This is a genomic window from Thermostichus sp. MS-CIW-37 (genome assembly GCF_054060065.1).
The window spans coordinates 47,643-64,884 of record NZ_JBSSCV010000001.1 but is presented as its reverse complement, the minus strand read 5'-3'; the positions used below and the strand labels follow the sequence as shown (position 1 = coordinate 64,884).

Here is a 17,242-nt window from a genome sequence, read left to right as displayed (position 1 = left end):
CATGAGAGGTTATGCGCGTGAACGGTCGTTGGTGGCGGGTGGTGAGTTTGGGGTTGAGTTTGGGAGTGGGCTGGGGATCCCTGTCCCAGGCTCAGCCCAATGCCCGGATCCCTGATTCGACAACTCCGCCGCTGTTGGCCCAGGCCACCCCTGCACCGACCACCCTGCCAGAGCAGATTAGGGAGCTGGAGGCGCAAATCGAAGCTGCCCGCCAGCGGGGGGATCAGGCAGAGGTGGAGCGGCTACAGGCCGAACTTCGGGCTCTCCAGCAGGAAGGCACGCCGATCTTTAACCTGCAACAGGTCACCGTAACCGGTACTCGCACCGAGCGCACCTTGGCCGACTCGCCCGCCAGCATTACCGTCATCGACCGGGAGCGGTTGCGGCGGGAGCTGGTTCAAAACATTCAGGATCTGGTGCGCTACGAGCCGGGGGTGAGCGTGCGGCGCAGCGTTCGCTACGGCCTGCAGGACTTCAACATCCGCGGCCTCGACGCCAACCGGGTGCTGATCCAGGTGGATGGGATCCGCCAGCCGGAGCGATTTTCCTTCGGCCCCTTCACCATTGGCCGGGATACCTTTGAGCTGGAGACCCTGAAAACTGTAGAAATTATCCGCGGCCCCGCCTCCACCCTCTACGGCAGCGACGCGCTGGGGGGTGTGGTGACCTATACCACCCTGGATCCAGCCGATCTGCTGGGGGAACGGGACAGCCATGTGGGCCTGTCCAGCCAGTACGACAGCAAAAACCAAGGGTACGTCAACACCCTCAGCTTGGCGGGTCGGCAGGATAACTTAGAGGCCCTGCTCATCTACACTCGCCGCGACGCCAGAGAGCCGGATATCCAGGCGGATCCCAGTTTCAAGGATCGGCAGACGGTGGAGGGAGACAATGTTCTGGCCAAGCTGGTCTATCGCTTCAGTCCCTTTGACAGCCTCACCCTGACGGCGGAATACTTCCACAACCGCACCACCACCACCTTTTCGCCCCGCAACCTGGATCCCGGCATCCGCTTTTTCAGGGAGACCATTGAGACCGAGCGCAGCCGCCTCAGTTTGGAATATCGCTACGCCAACCCCGATACCCCCGCTTTTGAGCTGGCCACCGTCCAGATCTACTACCAGCCGGCCCGCACCCAGGAGCCCAGCGTGGAAGAACGCACCCTCACGGTACAAGGTCGGCCCGTGCCTGTGCGTCGGGATACCTTCAACGAGCTGGTCAGCAACATTCTGGGAGCCAGCGTACAGGCCCAGAGCCGCTTCCAAACCGGGGATCTCTCCCACCGCTTGGTGTATGGAATGGAGATCTCCACCACCCGCAACGAACGTCCCCGCAACCGCTTCCAAACCAACCTGCTGACCGGGGCAGTCACCCAAAACATCCCCCCGGACACTTTTCCCACCAAAGATTTTCCCGACTCCGATACCGTGCGCTTTGGGCTGTATTTGCAAGATGAGATCGACTTTGGGGGCGGCAACTTTACCCTCATCCCCGGCATCCGCTACGACACCTACCGCCTCACCCCCAGCCCTGACGAAGCCTTCTTGAAAAGTGGGGCAGAAGCCGCCAGCCTGTTTGCCGATGCCATTTCTCCCAAGGTGGGCCTGGTGTGGAGGATTAATCCCAACCTCACCTTTACGGCCCAGTACAACACCGGTTTTCGGGCCCCTCAGTACAACGAAATCAACAGCGGCTTCACCAACCTGGTCAGCCCCTTCTTCCGCTACCGCACCCTTTCCAATCCCAACTTGCGACCGGAAACCAGCCAAGGCTTTGAAGTGGGGTTGCGGGGGATCTACCCCCAGGCCAGCTTTAGCTTGGCCGCCTACTACAACACCTACAACGACTTTATCGAGGCTTTCCGGGAGGTGGGATCCGAGCCTTCACCCCCCGGCCCGCCAGGGAGCCCGCCACCTCCACCGGTGACTCTCTTTCAGAGCCAGAACGTCAGTCGGGCCCGCATCTATGGTGTAGAAGCCACCGGGCAGTACTTCTTCAGCCCCGATTTGACCGGCTGGAGCCTCAATGGCAGCTTTGCCTGGGCGGTGGGGGATAACCTCACCGAAAACAAACCCCTTCTTTCCATTGAGCCACTGACGGCAGTACTGGGACTGCACTACGACGATCCCAGCCAGATCTGGGGAGCCAGGTTGGTGGCCACGCTGGTGGCGGATCCCCGCGACCCGCAACGGGAGGTAGTGCAACCGAACCCCAACGCTCCACCTCAAATTCCGTTTGTGCCCAAGGGCTACACCGTGGTGGATCTGCTGGGCTACTACAACCTGGACGACAACTGGCAATTGAATTTCGGGGTGTTCAATCTCTTTGATGAAAAGTATTTTCTCTACTCCGAAACCCGCTCTCTCTTTGTCGGCCCTGAAGTGGAACGGCGGGCCCAGCCGGGACGGCATGCTGCGCTCAGTTTTTCCACCCGGTTTTAGGGGCCAAGACCTGAGGCCGTGTTTACTCTGGATCCTGCTCTAACCGATGCTTGCCGAGCCACCTGCCCGCACCCCCAAGGGATCCCTCTCTCTTCTTCGGAAGTCCTGTCCCCAGCTTTTGTGGCGACTGCAGGGGTGGTATTGGCAGCAGGCGGGCATGGCCTGGGAGGCGGGGCTGGCTTGGTTGGCGTTGTGGCTTTGGGCTGGCGCAAGAGAGAGCGGCTGGCTGGAGTGTGCCGAGGAGCTGCTGCAAGAGGCTTGGGTGGCCGGCTATAGCTGGGCTGCCCTCTGGACAGCTTGCCAGGAGGGGGAAGATCCGCCGGGGACCGTCCTCCACCTGCGAGCCAGGGATCCCCGACCGCTGCGCCGGGAGGGGTTGATTTCCCTCCTCTTGCACCTGATGGCGCTGCTGGGGCTGGCTTGGTGGGGATCCCGGCCTTTATCAGACGCAGAACTCCGGATCCCAGTCACGCTTTTGCTGGAGGATCCCGAGCCACAGTTGCTCGAACCGGATTCAGAATCCATAGAATCTCTCCCACCAGAGCCAACAGCAGAGCCGCCCGGCCCGGCCCCGGAATCGCCCCCTGCAGACGATCTATCCCCACCGGAGCCTGTGCCCCAAGAGATCGAGATGCCAGCCATCCCGGAGGCTGAATCTTTGCTGGCCCTGCAAACTCCGACCCCTACGCCTCCACTGACCCCATTACCGACAGCCACCCCGCAACCCACTCCTCCGCCACAACAGCCCACCCCAACTCCGGCGGTTACCCCCACCTCTACAGCGACTCCACTCACCTCCGCCCCGGTTACCTCAAGCACCCCTCTGCCCCGCTTTACCCCCTTGATCCAAGGGATCCGTTCCAGCGTAAAGACTGCCGCCGCTCCGCCTTCCCCCGGCAGCGAGAGCAGATTGGGGCCAAGGGATCCTGAAACTGGGACACCTGGCGGTATAGGTGCAGCCCAACCCCATTCCTCTGCCCCAACACCTGCCACCCCCAGTTCCTCCCCACCGACAGTGGCTGCCAACCCCCAGCCGGACATCCTGGCCCGCCCGATCCCCGGTCGCAATCCTCCGCCCCCCTACCCTCCTCAAGCTCGCCGTCTCGGCCAACAGGGGCAGGTGCTGCTGCGGGCCAAGGTCAATGCCCAGGGGCAGGTGCAGCAGGTGGAGATCGCCTCTTCCAGTGGGTTTCCCGCCCTGGATAGGGCAGCGCAGGAGGCGGTGCAGCGGTGGGAATTCAGCCCGGCCTTGAGAAACAACGCCCCCATCGAGTCTTGGGTGGTGGTGCCCATCCAGTTCACCCTCAATTGATTGCTGTTTGGGAATTGTTTTGGAGCATGACTCTAGTCAATAATAAGCTCAACTATACTGAAAATAATGTATAATATGTTCAGTACGGATTACTACCAGTTGATCTTTCTGTTTACTTTCGAGTCTGCCAACATGGTAGCCAAAGCAAAGCAGAAAATTGGTAGTAAGACGACACGGAAACTGCGCTTTGGGTATTCTACTCAAAGCTTTGCGGGATACCGCCATTCTGTTTGGACTCCGTCCCGCTAACGCGAATGGAAACAAACAGAATGCTATCGCTGCATAGTTGAACAGTGATGTTCAGCAGTGTTCAGCGTAAATGTATCAGATTGTCTATGCTGTCTCGTCTTTCTCGCCGTCAACTGTTCGCCTTTGGTCTGGCCAGCGTGGGGGCCTGGGGAATGGGGCGTTTGGCCCAAGCCCAAGGTCGGATCCCTCAGGAGCCACTCCTGTCAGCGAGACAGAGTCCTTTTCGTCGGGTAGCCAGCCTCACCACCTTGACTGCCGATATCCTCTATCGCTTGGCCCCCGATAGGTTGGTGGGGATCCCTGCCGGTCGTTTGTTGGAGGAGGATCCCCGCTTCCAAGGCTTGACCCGCCTGGGGCTGGGCAACCAACCCAACCTGGAGCAGCTTGTGGCCCTACAACCGGACTGGGTGGTGGGGGCCAGTGGCTTTCACGAGGCTCTGGCAGAACGGCTGCAGGAGCTGGGGATCCCCACCTACCTCACCCGCGTGGACAGTTGGGCTGCTTTGGAAGAGACGATTGCCACCCTGGCTGCTGCTTTGGGGGCGGATCCCGATCCCTTGCTGCGGCAGTATGGATCCCTTTTGCCCCAGGAACTGCCCCGCGTTCGACCCAAAACCTTGCTCTTGGTGGGCACCCAGCCGATTCTTTCTCCCAACCGGCAAAGCTGGGCCGGGGATCTGCTGGAACGCTTTGGCGCGGACAATCTCACCGCTACCTTGCAAAGCCAAGGGCCTTTTCGGGGCTACGTCACCCTTTCGGCAGAGCGCATCCTGGAAGCCAACCCAGAAGTTCTGCTGGTGGTCAACCCGGAGGCGGCGGATCCCTTGGCGTTTTTCCGTTCCCGCCCCTTTTGGAATCGGTTGCAAGCCGTCCAAACTGGGAAAGTTTATGGATTTGACTACTACGGCTTGGTCAATCCCGGTAGCTTGGAGAAAATTAGAGCTGCCTGCGAGCAGTTAGCCCGCATTTTTTGAACGGACTTGGAGTGTCTGATACATTTACGCTGAACACTGCTGAACATCACTGTTCAACTATGCAGCGATAGCATTCTGTTTGTTTCCAACCAGAATGGCGGTATCCCGCAAAGCTTTGAGTAGAATACCCAAAGCGCAGTTTCCGTGTCGTCTTACTACCAATTTTCTGCTTTGCTTTGGCTACCATGTTGGCAGACTCGAAAGTAAACAGAAAGATCAACTGGTAGTAATCCGTACTGAACATATTATACATTATTTTCAGTATAGTTGAGCTTATTATTGACTAGAGTCATGCTCTAGTCCAAGCTATAGCGGGTCAGGCGCTGCACTTGCTCGGGAGCAAGGCCAAGCTCTTGGGCAATCTGAGCCGACACCTGGTCTGGATCCAGTTGTGGAAATTCAAATTCCAGCTTGCGCAGGTGGGGATTGGTGGTAGTCACCTCCACCTTGGTGTAGCCACGGGAGCGGCGGATCTCCGCCTGAATGGAAAGAATATCCAGAGCCAAGGTGGCTTGTTGCTGGCTGCGAATCGCCAAAGGTTGCTCTAGCCGGCGAGGACGGCTCAGCGCTTGGCCCGTCACCCACTCTCCCCCCGCCACAAAAAGAAGCCCTGCCAAGGGCAGCACCAGCCAAAAATCAAACCCTAGATCTTGCCACCGATGGATTTTGGGCCACCCCACCGTTGTTCTCTCCCTTGCAGAGGGCTATTTCCGTGATCCATCCTAGCCTGGGCAGTGGGAACTGGCCGTCTTGGTCAACGGCGCACAGGACGATGCGAATTTTGCTGGTGGAGGACGACCCGGAACAGTTGGAGCCTTTACAGGCTGCCCTGTCCAAGTGCGGCCACGTGGTTGACTGTGCCAAGGAAGGGGAGATGGCTGCCTGGCTGATGGAGGAGAAAGCCTATGATCTCCTGATTTTGGATTGGATGCTGCCGGGGCCAAGCGGGATCCAGCTCTGTCGGCAATACCGCCAATCGGGGGGATGTGCGCCGGTGCTGATGTTAACTGCCAAAGACGCAACATCGGATGTGGTGCAGGGGTTGGATGCGGGGGCGGACGACTATTTGGTCAAGCCGGTGGATCTGGTGGAGCTGCTGGCACGGGTGCGGGCTTTGGGACGCCGTTCCCCCCAATGGCAAGGAGACAGCCTCAGCCTGGGATCCCTGCACTTGCACTTGGCCAGCCTGACCCTAGAGCGGCAGGGGAGGCAGGTACAGCTTTCGGGCAAGGAGTTTCAATTGATGGAATACCTGATGCGCCATCCCAACCAGGTGCTCAGTCGGGGCCAGATCGAGCAGGCGGTGTGGGAATGGGGCTGTGAGCCGGAGAGCAATGCCGTGGCTGCGTTGGTGCGGCGGTTGCGGCTACGGTTAAAAGAGGTGGAGGCCCAAGATTGGCTGGAATCGGTGTATGGCCAGGGGTACCGGCTGCGCATAGCCTCTCCAGAAGAGAACCCATGAAAGCAGTTTCTAGGGGGTGGCGATGGAGGTGAAAAGAGCTGAACACAAGCATTCTCTCCCATGGCTGGGCTGGAACTGGGTTTCCCTGGCACACCCCCTTCAGCCGCACCTGGGGCAGAAGGCTGCGACAAGAGGGACGGGATCCCTGGTGTTTCACCACAGCCGCCGTCGCTTGGCCCGCAGCTTTGCCGGGGTCATGGGGGGGATCCTGCTGGTGTTTGCCGCCGTCTTCTACCGCTTGGAAGTGGAGAACCAGTTGCAGGCTTTTGACGAGGAGCTGCAGGTTCAGGCCAGGATCATGGCGGCAGCCATTAAGTACGAGCTGCGCCAGGGGCAGTGGCGGTTGGTGTTGAACGAGGTGCCCTTTTTGGGGGGGAAAACCCAACCCCTCGACCATCACTTGGCCTATGTGCGCTGGTTCGATCCTGCTCCCGGCACCGGAAGGGAAAGCTTGGGATCCCTGCGCCAGTACACGGGATCCCGGCCTCCTCTGGAGCTGTTTGACTTGGATGGCCCGCCTCACCATCTCCAACTGGGTTTCCAAACGGTGGAAGGAGAGAGCGGCTTACTGTTGCGCCAGCTCACGCTGCCGGTGCAGCAGGAGGAAAAGCTACTGGGCTACTTGCAACTGGCGGTGCCCCTGGAACCGCTGCAACTTACCCTGGGTCGCTTGCGCTGGGGGTTGGGGATCGGGATCCCGCTGACGCTGGCGTTGATCGGCGGGGCCGGCTGGATCTTGGGGGGGCTGGCGATGCAGCCGATTCGTCGCTCCTACGAGCAGTTGCAACGCTTCACTGCCGATGCTTCCCACGAGTTGCGCGCCCCCCTGGCCGCCCTGATGAGCAATGCTCAAATGGCTCTGCTGGCCCCGGAACAAGCTCAACCTCGCCTGGAAAAGGTGGTGAGCGGTGCCCGCCGCCTCAGCGTGCTGATCGATACCTTGCTGCAGTTGGCCCGCCAGCAGGGATCCCTGCCCCTGGAGGATCTGCCGCTTCTGAATTTGCGAGCGCTGTTGCAGGAGCTGAGCGAGCAATACCGCCCCCAAGCTGAGGCCCTTGGCCTTCACTGGCAATGCCACCTGCCTGAGACGGATCTTTCTGGGGGTTGGCTTGTGCGGGGGAACGCTGCCCTGCTGCGGCAAGCCATCGAGAACCTACTGCGCAATGCCCTGCAGTACACCCCTGCAGGCGGCACAGTGCAGGTGAGCCTGGAAAGCCAGCGCCAGCGCGCTTACCTCCACGTCAAGGATACAGGCATTGGCATTCCCCCCGAGCATCTGCCCCATCTGTTTGAGCGGTTTTACCGGGTGGATGAAACCCGTGCTCGCCATACGGGTGGGTTCGGTCTGGGCCTGGCCTTGGCCCAGCAGATCGTCACCGCCCATCGGGGATCCCTGCGAGTGGCCAGCCAAGTGGGAGAGGGATCGATATTTACGGTAGAGCTGCCCTTGTCATCTTCACGTCATTTTTCTCCGCCATTCTCAAGATGAGCCGCGATAACCCAAACCGGCTTGTCCTGTCGATTGGAGTCTATGACCAATGACGATTCGTTCCTCTTTTGCTCGCGCTCTGGGTTGTTCTCTGCCGATTTTGGTTCTGCTCACCCCCCTGGTGCTGGGATCCCCGGCGCAAGCCCAGCGGGGCAGACGCTCTGCTCCTGAAGCCACAGCTCCCCTTCAGGTACAGCCAACTTGGCAGCGCCCGCGGGATCTTGAGCGAGCCAGCCGCGATCTGGCTAAGGCGCAGCGACACCTGGCCGAAGCCAGCTTCCTCTCTCAGCGGGGGTCTTCCCCAGAGGCTGCCCGCCTTTTGGAACACGGCCAGGAGAGTTTCACCAACGCCCAAGCCTCACTTGAGGCGGGGAACTTCTTCGCCGCCCGCGAGCAGGCCAAAGCAGCGGAAAACTTAGCCAAAGCAGCCAAAGTTCTCTATGAGGCGGAGCTGGGTTTTATGGGCCGCCCTGGCCGTTCCTTCTTCGAGGCCCCTTTCCGGGCTCAGGAGTACCTCAGCCGGCTGCAAGCGGAGATGGCCTTCGCCAACATCAACTCCGGCAGCGTCTCTGACCTGCAGAATCAAGCGCAGGAGCTGTTGAGCAACGTGAATACGGATCCCGGCAGCTACACCTTCGCCGACTACAGCCGTAGCAAAGCTGCCCTCTACTCCGCCCGCGCTGCCCTACACCTGTTGGCGGCTGAGCGCCTCGGGGGGATGACTACCCTGACCAGGCGCTGATCTGGCCTACCCGGAACTGGGGATAGAAGGGATCCCTGCTGGCTGAGTTTCCGGGGTTAACCCCTCTATCTTCTCTGGCCCCTGCTGGAGTTGGGTTAAAGTGAAAGCCCCCAGAGCGGGGGCTGTTCTTCTCGAATACTGACTGATCGCGTCTTTACATCTCCCTTGGTGTACCTGCGTTTCCTGCACCTGCGCCACTTTCGCAACTACCGGGAGCAAGAGATCACCTTTGACGCGCCCAAAACCATCCTGGTGGGGGAGAACGCCCAGGGCAAGACCAACCTGCTGGAAGCGGTGGAGCTGTTGGCCACCTTGCGCTCGCGGCGGGCCAGCCGGGATCGGGAGCTGGTATACCAAGAGGAGCGACAAGCCCAGATTGCCGCCACGGTTGAACGGCTGGGTGTGGCCCATGAGCTGGTGATGGAGCTGCGCAGCAGCGGCAGGCGATCCCTGAAGGTGGACGGGCAGGTGCTGCGCCGCCAGGCGGACTTTTTGGGACAGGTGAATGCCGTGGTGTTCTCCAGCCTGGATCTGGAGCTGGTGCGGGGCGCTCCGGAGACGCGGCGCCATTGGTTGGACGGGGTGTTGCTGCAACTGGAGCCGGTTTATCTCGGCCTGGTGGAGCAATATCGCCAGATCCTCAGGCAGCGCAACGCCCTTTTGAAGCAGGATCCCAAGGACTCTGTCCCGCTAACGCAAGCGGCTGCTGGCGTTCAGTTCTCGCAGATGGCCTTCTGGGATGCCCAACTGGCCACCACCGGTAGCCGAATTATGCGCCGCCGCGCCCGGCTGCTGCAACGGCTGGAGCCTTTGGCTGCTCACTGGCACCGGGTCATTAGCGGTGGACGGGAAACCCTGACCCTTACCTATCGACCCCAAGTGCCCCTGCCGGATCCCCAGGCCAGCCCCGAAGTGATCCAAGCCCAGTTTTTGGCCGAGATCCGCGCCAAAGCCGCCGCCGAACACTCCCTGGGCAGCTCTCTGGTGGGCCCCCATCGGGATGAAGTGGAGCTGTGCATTAACGGAGTTGCCGCCCGCGCCTATGGATCCCAAGGCCAGCAGCGCACTCTGGTTTTGGCTCTGAAATTGGCGGAGCTGGAGCTGATCGAGCAGGTGGTCAGGGATCCGCCCTTGCTGCTGTTGGACGATGTGCTGGCAGAGCTGGATCTGCACCGGCAAAACCAACTCTTGGAAGCCATTCAGGAGCGCGTGCAAACCTTGGTTACCACCACCCACCTGGGATCCTTTGACGCCGGCTGGCTCAAAGCCGCCCAAATCCTTCAGGTGCAGGGGGGACAGCTTTTTCCCGACAAAACAGGGGGTGGGATCCCGTAGGACAGACCGGAGCTCTGGCGGTAAGGGAAACTCCCTCTGGGAGAGGGGCTGGGGGTGGTCGCGTCAGCGGCGCGGAGCGCTTGAGCTCTACAGCCGAGCGCGATCCAGGCTGCGGTATTGAATCGCTTCGGCAATGTGGGTGGGGGCAATGGCCTCCGCGCCCTCGAGATCGGCGATGGTGCGGGCCACCTTGAGGATGCGGTCGCTCCCCCGCGCAGACAGGGCCAACTTTTGGATGGCGCTTTCCAAGAGCTTGCGACAGGGATCCGAAAGGGAGCACCACTGCCGCAGGTGGCGGGATTGCATCTGGGCGTTGCAGTGGATCCCGGGCTCCTGTTGGAAGCGCTGCCGTTGCCGTTGCCGGGCTTGTTCCACCCGTTGCCGCACCGCTTGGGAGGGCTCGCCGCTCTGGGCGCGAACAATTTCTTCCGGCTTGAGGCGACTCACCCGCACCTGCAAGTCAATCCGATCCAACAGGGGCCCCGAAAGTTTGGACCAGTAGCGCTCCCGCTGTTGCGGCGTGCAGGTGCAGGGGTGAACCGGATCCCCGTAGAAGCCGCAGGGACAGGGGTTGGTGGAGGCCACCAGGGTGGTTTGGGCGGGAAACTCCAGGGAAACGCGGGCGCGGGAGATGGTAACCTTGCCGTCTTCCAGGGGTTGGCGCAGCACCTCTAACACCTCCCGCCGGAACTCCGTCAGCTCATCCAGGTAGAGGATGCCATGGTGGGCCAGCGAGATCTCGCCGGGTTTGGGGTAGGGGCCGCCACCCACCAGCGCCACTGCCGAAGCCGAATGGTGGGGAGCGCGAAAGGGCCGCTGGGCGATCAGGGGGGTCTGGCGTCCCAGGTGCAGGTTTTGCCGCAACAGGCCGGCTGCCGAGTAGATGCGGGTGATCTCCAACATCTCTTCCCACTGCAGCTGGGGCAGAATGCCGGGCAGTCGCCGCGCCAGCATGGTCTTGCCCGCTCCCGGGCTGCCCACCAGCAACAGGTTGTGCCCGCCGGCTGCCGCGATCTCCAGAGCCCGCCGGGCATGTTCTTGCCCCTTCACATCGGCCAAATCCAGCAGGGGTTCCGTTTCGGTTGGCAACATCTGTTCTGGCTGGATCCGCACCGGCTCAACTCCCTCTGGGTTTTGCAGCCAGCCCACCACCGCCGCCAAGGAGGGCAGCCCATACACTTGGATCCCTTGCACCACTGCTCCTTCCGGCCCATTTTCCTGGGGCACCACCAGGCGGCGGATCCCCATCTCAGCAGCACTGGCGGCAATGGGCAGAACCCCGGCCACCGGGCGCAGGGCGCCGTCTAGGGCCAATTCCCCCACCATCAGGGTGTTGGCCAGCGCTTCCCCCTCGATCACCCCGGAGGCCGCCAAGATCCCGATGGCAATGGGCAGATCGAAGCTGGGGCCCTCTTTGCGCAGATCGGCAGGGGCCAAGTTGACGATGATCCGCCGCTGGGGTAAAGCAAAGCCGGAGTTCTTGATCGCCGCCCGCACCCGCTCTTTGGCTTCCTGAACGGCGGCATCGGGCAGTCCCACCAAGGTGATCTGGGGCAAGCCACCGCCCACATCCACCTCCACCGTGACCCGCACGGCCTTGAGTCCCAGCAGAGCGGCAGCCGTGACTTGGGCAAACAAAGAGAGCGCCTCCGCCAAAGATAAGTAAAGATCTCAACTCATCCTGGCAGAAGTTTTGGCCGACGCATCCCCCCTCCCCCTTAGCTGCATTTCCAAGAGGAGAATGTTACAAACTGCTACGCGACGCTTCCGTGAACGTTGAGAAGCCTTCCCGCCCAAAGTGCTCCCTGCTGTCTTCGATAAGGATAGGATAGGATCGCGTGGAAATTACGCATGGATTGGCGGGATCCCTCTCCGAGCCAAAGCTGTTCTATGTGCTGGGGGGGATAGGCGTCTGGCAAGGATTGGGAAGGCTGCCTGCGTCAACTTATTCGAGGGTTCAAGATATCCACAAACGCAAGCGGGCGGAGGAGGATCCCAATATCTTGAGGTGGTGGCTCAGATCTTGCAGGATATGGCTCAGGTTTTCCCTGCCCCCACCGTGGAGGAGGCGCGCCAGCCCTTGCAAACCCAGACCTTTCAACTGGTGATCCTGGATCTGAACTGGCCAGATGGCTTGGGTTCAGATCTGTTGCCACTGCTGCATAAGGTCTCCGGCCTGCTGACGCGAACGGTGAGCAGCACGCCGGTCATGGTGTTTTCTGCCCAAGATAGGGGCTCAGAGGTGTGTACAGCAGGGATCCAGGCCACTCTGGTCAAGGCCCACACCTCCAATCCAGATTTTCTCAACACCATTCGCGCTTTGGTGGGGGAGAAAAGCAGGTGTGTCCTTCTGCAGAGGGGCAACCCCCATCTTTGTTGCTATGCCTACGGCACCTTGGCGGGAACCGCAACGCTGACGCGACAGGAGGCTGATCCCGGTGGTCTTTCCTGCTTCTGAACCTTCTTTTGGTCTTCCTTATCGCTACGCGACGCTTCTGCCAACGGGCTCTAATCACGTTAGCGAGACGGAGTCCTTGCGCAGCCCTGAGTTCGACAATCTGGACGATCTTGGGAAGCAGGTGCAGCAGTTTGCCCAACGCTACCGGGGGCAGGTGGCGCAACTCAGCCCGCCGGAGCTGGCGGTGGCACTGCAGGAGTTGGCCGAGCTGACGCAAAGGATGCAAGGGATCCCAACTGCCGACTCGGCAGAGGCAGCTTGGCAGAGGCTGGAGCGGATCATCGCCTTACAAAGCCAACTGCTGTTTTTCCTCCTGGAGTTGCAATCCCTGCCTGCCGTTGCTGCTGGTGGCCCGGAGGAAGGTGTTCCCCACGAGGGTCAGGATGGTGCTATGCCTACGGCACCCTGTCGGGAACTGCACCGCTGGCACGAACGCCTAGTCGATGCCCACGTCGAGCCTGAGCTGCAACCCTTTCGCCAATTCCTGTGTCGCCTTCTTCAAAGGACTCCGTCCCCCTGGCACGAACAGCAGAGTCACCAACAGCTTGAGCCTCTGGAGCGCCTGCTCCACCAACAGTACTTAACAGGAAGGTTGGCTTGGCGGCAGTTGTGGCAAGTGACCCTGAACTCGCCTGCCGCGCTCCCAGATCACACCCTTGTCCAGCTAGGAACTCCGTCCCACTGGCGCGAACAGAGCTTACCAACCCACGCCAGCGCCGAAATCCGTTGGGCTGCCTATCAGCGGCTGGGCCAACACCTGGAGGCCCATGCAGATCTGGGTGGGTTTATCCTCAGCACCCTGATCCGCGACCACCTGTGGGAGGCCCAATGGCGGGGCTATGACTCTGCTGCCGACCTGTATCTGGCCCGCCACGGCCTGACTCAAACTTTTTTGGAGAACCTCCTGGAAGGGATCCGCGATCGGTTGGATCTGTTCCAGCACTATTACCGCCTCAAAAGCAGAACAATGGGACGTTCCATTCGCATCTGCGATCTGCATGCGCCCTGGGGGGATCCCGTGCCGCCCCTGACCTCTGCTGAGGCCACCTCTCTAATCTGGGCTGCTTTGCAGGACTTTTGCCCTGAGTGTGCTGCCCAGGCCAAACCCTGGCTGCTGGAAGTCGGCGCTATCGCAACCGAGGCAGACAAGCCCACTCGCGTCAGCGAAACAGAGTCCTCGTCTAGACCAGGAGAAACGGGATCCGGCGGGAGCGAGCTCTTGTTGAAGACCCTTGCCACCCTCAGCCGGCGGCTCCGGCCTGAGGATCCCCAAGTTTGGCTGGATCTAGAGGAGATGCAAGGGGCTACTCAGCCGTGGTGCTCTCTACCTCCAGCGCGAACGTGGGGAGTGCAGGCCCACACCATCTTTTTGCAGCAGATACTCCTGGATCACCTGGTTGCATTGGCAGTGGGATCCCCCCGCGTGGGCAGGCCCGCTCTTTACGACCCGGAGGGGCAAGCTGTTCCGCACCGCTGGCGGGAACGCTCCGGCAGCCTCAAGTTGGCCCAGGCCCTGTTGATACATCATCTGGAAGCCCAGTTGCAGGCGGTGTTTTACCAGGGTTTGATCGGTCGGCTGGAGCTGCTCCTCTATCGGTCGGGGATCCCCGAATGGGAAAACGGTGTAACCTACTCCTCCTGGGTGAGCGAAGAGTGGTTGAAGCTGTGTCAGGAGCTGTGCGGAGATGCGGTGGAACTGTTGCCGGAACACCAGTTCTACTGGGTGGGGATGCCGGAGCTGTTTCTCCGCCCCTTCAGTGCCTATCAGGCCAGCCTTGCCAGCCTGGTGGCCTTGGCCTGTCACCGCCGCTATCATGATTCTCCGCGCAACTTTCTGCCCCACTACCTTCGTTGGTTGGCCAGCCCGCCCGGATCCCTGACTTTGGCAGAAACCACCCAGATGCTGCAGGCGGATCTGAGCGACCCAGAGGGAGTGTTGCAGGCGCTGGAGGAGCTGGAGCATTGGATCGAGACGCTAGAAAAGCTGCTGGAAGAGGATCCGGATCGCTGACCCACCCTTGTTCTCTTGGACGTAGGCATGCCCTGCGGCGGGAAGATCCTGCGCCCGACTCCTGCGAACCCACTCCGGCAGCACCAGCCATTAAAGCGCGTCCCTTCCTAAAATGGGCAGGGGGGAAAGGGCAACTGCTCAGCCAATACGAACCCTTTTTCCCTCGCACCTGGAACACCTATCACGAGCCCTTTTTGGGGGGTGGAGCGGTCTTTTTTCATCTGGCCCAAGGGATCCCATCGGGTTCTCGACACTTTGTTTTGTCGGATATCAACCCTGAGCTGGTGAATGTGTATCGCTGCGTGCGGGATCACGTGGAGGAGCTTATCGCCCTGCTCAGCCACCACCAAGCCCACCACAGCCGGGATTATTACTACACCATCCGCGCGGCTCGATTTGAAGATCCGGCGCAACGGGCTGCCCGCCTGCTGTATCTGAACAAGACCTGTTTTAATGGCCTCTACCGGGAAAACTCGCGGGGAGAGTTCAATGTCCCTTTGGGCCGTTACCGTAATCCCCGCATTTGCGACGCGGAGAACCTACGGGCCGTGGCACGAGTTTTGCAAGGCGTGGAGATCACAGTGCAGCCGTTTTGGCAGGTGCTAGAACGGGCCGAACCCGGAGATTTCGTCTATTTGGATCCCCCTTACCATCCCCTTTCTGCCAGCAGCAGCTTCACCGCCTACAGCCGGTTTGCCTTCGGCGAAGCGGAACAGATCCGCCTGCGAGAAGTGTTTGGAACCTTGGCCGACCGAGGCGTGCAGGTGCTGCTCTCCAATTCCGATTGCCCCTTCGTGCGGGAACTGTACCGGGATTACCCCATCCAGACCATCTCCGCCAGCCGTGCCATCAACGCCCAGGGCCACAAACGCGGCCCCATCACCGAGGTCTTGGTGCTGAGCCATCCCAGCCTGGCCTCTGCCCGTAGTGGGCCGGAAGGGATCCCGTTTTGCCCCAGAACCGTCTAAGGTGGACGCGATAGCGGTGCGGAGCACAATGGATGAGCAGGTCGAGATCCGAGGCGGGATCTTGAGCTTGGACACAGTGAGACCACGGGGACAACAGCGCATGGATCCACGAGAAATTGAGGCGTTGGTACGGGCCGCCCTGCCCGGTGCGAGAGTACAGGTGGAAGACACGGTCGGCGATGGCCACCATTTCCAGGCCATTGTGGTGGCGGAACAATTCCAGGGCTTGCCCCTGATCAAACAGCACCGGCTGGTGAATGAGGCCCTGAAAGCCTACCTGCAGGATGGCCGCCTACATGCTTTGGCCCTGCGCACCTTTACCCCCGCTCAGTGGGAGCAACTCCAGGGGCCGGATGGCTGATCGCGACAGCAGGACAGAGTCCCCTTGAGCCAAGAGGGTCATTTCCGGTCGCGCTGGGCATCGCCTCGATTCCCGGCTCCTCTCTTCCTTTGGGAAAGGGGCTGGAGCTGTCGCAAACGGGAATCCTCAAGGGATCGCCTCAAAGCGGCTTGAAACAGCCACAACCCACCTCTAACCAAAGCTGACGCGGAGCAGGGAAAAATCATCTTCAAAGTCCGTCCGCCCCTGAAAGGATTGGGCCTGATGGATCACCTGATCCAAACTATTGCCAGCGCCCTTGCTCAGCAGGGCTATCAAATTGTCCAGCCCCCAGATTTCTCTCTGGGGGTTTATGACTTCGTAAACTCCATCACTGAACAGGTAGAGATGGCTGTTCTCCGGGATCCGCACCTGATCCCTTTGAAAAGTGAGGTCGGGCAAAATGCCAATGGGCAAGTTGGCAGTCTTCAGCAGGAGCGAATCCTGACCCTGGATGAGCAGAGCAGGTGGGTGGCCGGCACTGGCAAAAGAGAGCAGACGGGATCCCGGCTGATAAACCCCATACCAAAGGGTGAAGTACATCTCATGGTGGGATCCCATTTGAAAAGAGTGGTTGAGGGCGCGCAAGACCGCGTCCGGCTGGCGGGGATCGGCATCGGCCAAGCCTTGAGTGCGCAACTGGTTCATCACCGACACCGACAACAAAGCGGATCCCACCCCATGCCCCGACACATCCAGCAGATAGATGGCCAGGTGTTCCTCATCCAGCCAATGATAGTTAAACGAATCTCCCCCCAATTCCTGGGAGGGCAAAAAGCGCCACTCGAGGGTCACTTTGCAGTCGGGAAAATAGGCCGGCTCCGGCAGGAGGGAACGCACATAGCTGGCCGCCTCTGCCAATTCTGCCCGTAACCTGGCCGTTTGCTGCTGCAGGTCATAGCTGAGCTGGTGCAAGCGCAGCCCGGCCCGCACACGTGCCCGCAACTCATTGGGGTCGATGGGTTTGCTTAGAAATTCATCTGCTCCGGCATCCAGGCCCTGGATGCGGTCTTCGACCTCGGTGCGAGCGGTGAGCAAAATAAAAAACGTCGTGGAAAACTTGGGATCGGCTTTGATGCGTCGGCAAACCTCTAGTCCATCCATGTCCGGCATCATCCAATCGCAGATGATCAGCCCCGGCACCAGCAGGTGGGCTTGCTCCAGTCCCTCGGAACCGTTGCTGGCCATCTCCACGGTGTAGCCCTGTCGCTCCAGGGATCGCTTCAACACCAGCCGAATTGTGGGATCGTCGTCAACAATCAAAATGGTCGTCATGACCGCTGCACCCCAATCCCAAAGTCAAAACGCATTCAAACCCAACTCCAGCCCAATACCCCATACTGGTAGGCAGACCTTTCATCCTAGCTTAGGGGTTGCAGCAGGAAAACCGGCTCGGCAAGCAGTTCACGACAACGGGGAAGG

General features: G+C 60.5%; 14 protein-coding genes and 1 pseudogene. 11 read left to right on the top strand and 4 right to left on the bottom strand.

The annotated features are described in order from the left end of the window. Window positions 1–11: 11 nt before the first annotated feature. From ACVWYZ_RS00250 to ACVWYZ_RS00240, 3 genes are all read left to right on the top strand, one after another. A complete protein-coding gene (locus ACVWYZ_RS00250; protein ID WP_457465423.1) occupies window positions 12–2,441 on the top strand; it encodes a TonB-dependent hemoglobin/transferrin/lactoferrin family receptor in 2,430 nt (809 codons plus the stop codon). A 46-nt stretch (window positions 2,442–2,487) separates the two neighbouring features. After that, window positions 2,488–3,753, top strand: a complete 1,266-nt coding sequence (locus ACVWYZ_RS00245) for an energy transducer TonB (RefSeq protein WP_457465421.1) — start codon at window positions 2,488–2,490, stop codon at window positions 3,751–3,753. A 335-nt stretch (window positions 3,754–4,088) separates the two neighbouring features. Then, window positions 4,089–4,976 carry an ABC transporter substrate-binding protein gene (locus tag ACVWYZ_RS00240; RefSeq protein WP_457465419.1) on the top strand — a complete coding sequence of 296 codons (888 nt, stop codon included), beginning with the start codon at window positions 4,089–4,091 and terminating at the stop codon, window positions 4,974–4,976. Between the two features lie 57 nt (window positions 4,977–5,033). Here the strand turns inward: ACVWYZ_RS00240 and ACVWYZ_RS00235 are convergent. Next, window positions 5,034–5,217, bottom strand: a pseudogene (locus tag ACVWYZ_RS00235) (hypothetical protein); the annotation flags it as partial. 55 nt (window positions 5,218–5,272) lie between these two features. Beyond that, window positions 5,273–5,656, bottom strand: coding sequence for a hypothetical protein (locus tag ACVWYZ_RS00230; protein WP_011434266.1), 384 nt, complete (start codon window positions 5,654–5,656; stop codon window positions 5,273–5,275). 92 nt (window positions 5,657–5,748) lie between these two features. Between ACVWYZ_RS00230 and rppA the strand changes: the two genes are divergently transcribed. From rppA to recF, 4 genes are all read left to right on the top strand, one after another. Continuing rightward, on the top strand, window positions 5,749–6,438 hold the full coding sequence (gene rppA, locus ACVWYZ_RS00225; protein WP_414355523.1) for a two-component system response regulator RppA: 690 nt from the start codon (window positions 5,749–5,751) through the stop codon (window positions 6,436–6,438). A 22-nt stretch (window positions 6,439–6,460) separates the two neighbouring features. Next, window positions 6,461–7,927 carry a sensor histidine kinase gene (locus tag ACVWYZ_RS00220; protein WP_414355524.1) on the top strand — a complete coding sequence of 489 codons (1,467 nt, stop codon included), beginning with the start codon at window positions 6,461–6,463 and terminating at the stop codon, window positions 7,925–7,927. Between the two features lie 49 nt (window positions 7,928–7,976). Beyond that, window positions 7,977–8,669, top strand: coding sequence for a DNA-binding protein (locus ACVWYZ_RS00215; protein ID WP_457465417.1), 693 nt, complete (start codon window positions 7,977–7,979; stop codon window positions 8,667–8,669). Between the two features lie 168 nt (window positions 8,670–8,837). Further along, entirely contained in the window at window positions 8,838–10,004 is a 1,167-nt protein-coding gene (recF, locus tag ACVWYZ_RS00210; protein WP_457465574.1) for a DNA replication/repair protein RecF, read from the top strand. Between the two features lie 87 nt (window positions 10,005–10,091). Here recF and ACVWYZ_RS00205 read toward each other — a convergent pair whose 3' ends face one another. Then, window positions 10,092–11,642: a YifB family Mg chelatase-like AAA ATPase gene (locus ACVWYZ_RS00205; protein WP_457465572.1), complete on the bottom strand. Its 1,551-nt coding sequence runs from the start codon at window positions 11,640–11,642 to the stop codon at window positions 10,092–10,094. Window positions 11,643–12,012: 370 nt separating this feature from the next. On the opposite strand from ACVWYZ_RS00205, the gene ACVWYZ_RS00200 reads away from it, so the two are divergent. The 4 genes from ACVWYZ_RS00200 to ACVWYZ_RS00185 are packed head-to-tail and all read left to right on the top strand — an operon-like array spanning window position 12,013 to window position 15,802. Continuing rightward, window positions 12,013–12,462: a response regulator gene (locus ACVWYZ_RS00200; protein ID WP_414355528.1), complete on the top strand. Its 450-nt coding sequence runs from the start codon at window positions 12,013–12,015 to the stop codon at window positions 12,460–12,462. Further along, window positions 12,443–14,473 (top strand): peptidase M3, encoded by a 2,031-nt coding sequence (locus ACVWYZ_RS00195; RefSeq protein ID WP_457465416.1) that lies wholly within the window; start codon window positions 12,443–12,445, stop codon window positions 14,471–14,473. Before ACVWYZ_RS00200 ends, ACVWYZ_RS00195 begins: the two co-directional genes overlap by 20 nt. A gap of 32 nt (window positions 14,474–14,505) precedes the next feature. Beyond that, a complete protein-coding gene (locus ACVWYZ_RS00190) occupies window positions 14,506–15,441 on the top strand; it encodes a DNA adenine methylase (protein WP_457465570.1) in 936 nt (311 codons plus the stop codon). A gap of 28 nt (window positions 15,442–15,469) precedes the next feature. After that, the gene (locus ACVWYZ_RS00185; protein WP_414330062.1) at window positions 15,470–15,802 is read left to right on the top strand and encodes a BolA family protein; all 333 of its coding nucleotides are present in this window, start codon (window positions 15,470–15,472) and stop codon (window positions 15,800–15,802) included. Window positions 15,803–15,973: 171 nt separating this feature from the next. Here ACVWYZ_RS00185 and ACVWYZ_RS00180 read toward each other — a convergent pair whose 3' ends face one another. Next, complete coding sequence (locus ACVWYZ_RS00180; protein WP_457465414.1) at window positions 15,974–17,095, bottom strand: PP2C family protein-serine/threonine phosphatase; 1,122 nt, start codon at window positions 17,093–17,095, stop codon at window positions 15,974–15,976. Window positions 17,096–17,242 lie beyond the last annotated feature (147 nt).